The organism is Stutzerimonas stutzeri (assembly GCF_000935215.1).
Lineage (GTDB): Bacteria > Pseudomonadota > Gammaproteobacteria > Pseudomonadales > Pseudomonadaceae > Stutzerimonas.
In genome coordinates, this window is the sequence record NZ_JXXD01000252.1 from 1 (window position 1) to 2,018 (window position 2,018).

Annotated in this window: 2 protein-coding genes; both read left to right on the top strand. The window is 66.2% G+C overall.

What is annotated here, in order from left to right; translation table 11 throughout:
* Window positions 1-663 (top strand): M20/M25/M40 family metallo-hydrolase (locus LO50_RS21240; protein ID WP_044316275.1); only part of this gene is annotated, 663 nt, incomplete at its 5' end.
* Window positions 664-704: 41 nt separating this feature from the next.
* Complete coding sequence (gene argA / locus LO50_RS21245) at window positions 705-2,003, top strand: amino-acid N-acetyltransferase (protein WP_014821979.1); 1,299 nt, start codon at window positions 705-707, stop codon at window positions 2,001-2,003.
* The last annotated feature ends 15 nt before the right edge of the window (window positions 2,004-2,018 follow it).

The following is a 2,018-nucleotide window of genomic DNA, read 5'->3' on the forward strand; positions in this document are numbered from 1 at the left end:
ACCGGGCTGCGCCCGGTGCGCCTGCACAAGGGCATCATGATGGAGCGCATCGACATCCTCGGGCAGAGCGGGCATTCGTCGAACCCGGCCTATGGTCATAGCGCCCTGGAAGCCATGCACGGCGTGATTGGCGAGATGATGACGCTGCGCCGCCAGTGGCAGGGCGAATACGACAACCCGCTGTTCGACGTGCCCAAGCCGACGCTCAACTTCGGCTGCATCCATGGCGGCGACAACCCCAACCGCATCTGCGGGCAATGTTCGCTGGAGTTCGATCTGCGCCCGCTGCCGGGCATGGACCCGCAGCAGCTGCGAACGATCATCCGCCAACGCCTGCAGCCGCTGGCCGAGCAGCACCAGGTGCAAATCGACCTGGCGCCGCTGTTCCCCGCGGTGCCAGCCTTCGAGCAGGCGGCGGAAAGCGAACTGGTACGGCTGGCCGAGCGCCTCACCGGGCATCAGGCCGAGGCGGTGGCGTTTGCCACCGAAGCGCCTTATCTTCAGCAGCTCGGCTGCGAAACGCTGGTGCTGGGGCCCGGCGACATCGCCTGCGCGCACCAGCCCGACGAATACCTGCAGCTCGATCGCATCGAACCGACCGTGCAGCTGCTGCGTCGGATGATCGAGCACTACTGCCTGCAGCCGCAGACCGCCGCGAACTGACTCCAATACAGACGAATAGAACCCGCCACGAAGGCTTTTACATGCACGACTACGTCACCTGGCTTCGCGACTCCTCGCCCTATATCAACTCGCATCGTGACCGAACCTTCGTCGTCATGCTGCCGGGCGACGGCCTGGAGCACGCCAACTTCGCCAACATCGTCCACGACCTGGTGCTGCTGCACAGCCTTGGTGTACGCCTGGTGCTGGTATTCGGCTCGCGTCCGCAGATCGAGGCGCGCCTAGCCGCCCGTGGCATCGAACCGCGCTTCCATCGCGATCTGCGCGTCACCGACGCGCCGACCATGGAGTGCGTGATCGACGCGGTTGGCCAGTTGCGCATCGCCCTCGAGGCGCGGCTGTCGATGGATATGGCGGCGTCGCCGATGCAGGGCGCGCGACTGCGTGTGGCCGGTGGCAATTTCGTCACCGCGCGGCCGATCGGCGTGCTCGATGGCGTCGATCTGCATCACACCGGCGAAGTACGGCGTATCGACCGCAAGGGCATCGGCCGGCTGCTGGACGAGCGCACCATCGTGTTGCTGTCGCCGCTGGGATATTCGCCGACTGGCGAGATCTTCAACCTGGCCTGCGAGGATGTCGCCACGCGTGCGGCCATCGATCTGCAGGCCGACAAGCTGGTGCTCTACGGCGCCGAGCCGGGCTTGCTCGACGAAAGCGGCAAGCTGGTGCGTGAGCTGCGTCCGCAGCAGATTCCGGCCTATGTCGAACGCCTCGGCAGCCAGTACCAGGCCGAGCTGCTCGACGCCGCCGCGCAGGCCTGTCGCGGCGGCGTGCGGCGCAGTCATGTGGTCAGCTACGCCGACGACGGTGCGTTGCTCAACGAGCTGTTCACCCGCGATGGCGGCGGCACGCTGGTAACCCAGGAGCAGTTCGAGCAGCTGCGCGAGGCAACCATCGAGGATGTCGGCGGGTTGATCGATCTGATCACGCCGCTGGAGGAGCAGGGCATTCTGGTGCGGCGCTCGCGCGAGGTGCTGGAGCGCGAGGTCGAGCAGTTCAGCATCGTCGAGCGTGACGGCCTGATCATCGCCTGTGCGGCGCTTTATCCGATTTCCGACTCGGATGCCGGCGAGCTTGCCTGCCTGGCGGTCAATCCGGAATACCGCCACGGCGGTCGCGGCGATGAGCTGCTCGAACGCATCGAGGAGCGTGCCCGGGCGCTGGGGTTGAAGAAGCTGATCGTGCTCACCACACGCACCGCGCACTGGTTCCAGGAGCGCGGCTTCGAGCCGATCAGCGTCGACCGTCTGCCGGCCGCGCGGGCTTCGCTGTACAACTTCCAGCGTAATTCGAAGATCTTCGAGAAACCGCTCTGAAGTGTGCCGGCGGGC

Bases quoted from the DNA above. Each gene is read 5' to 3' on its own strand.
- argA (WP_014821979.1), top strand. From the start codon at position 705: ATGCACGACTACGTCACCTGGCTTCGCGACTCCTCGCCCTATATCAAC.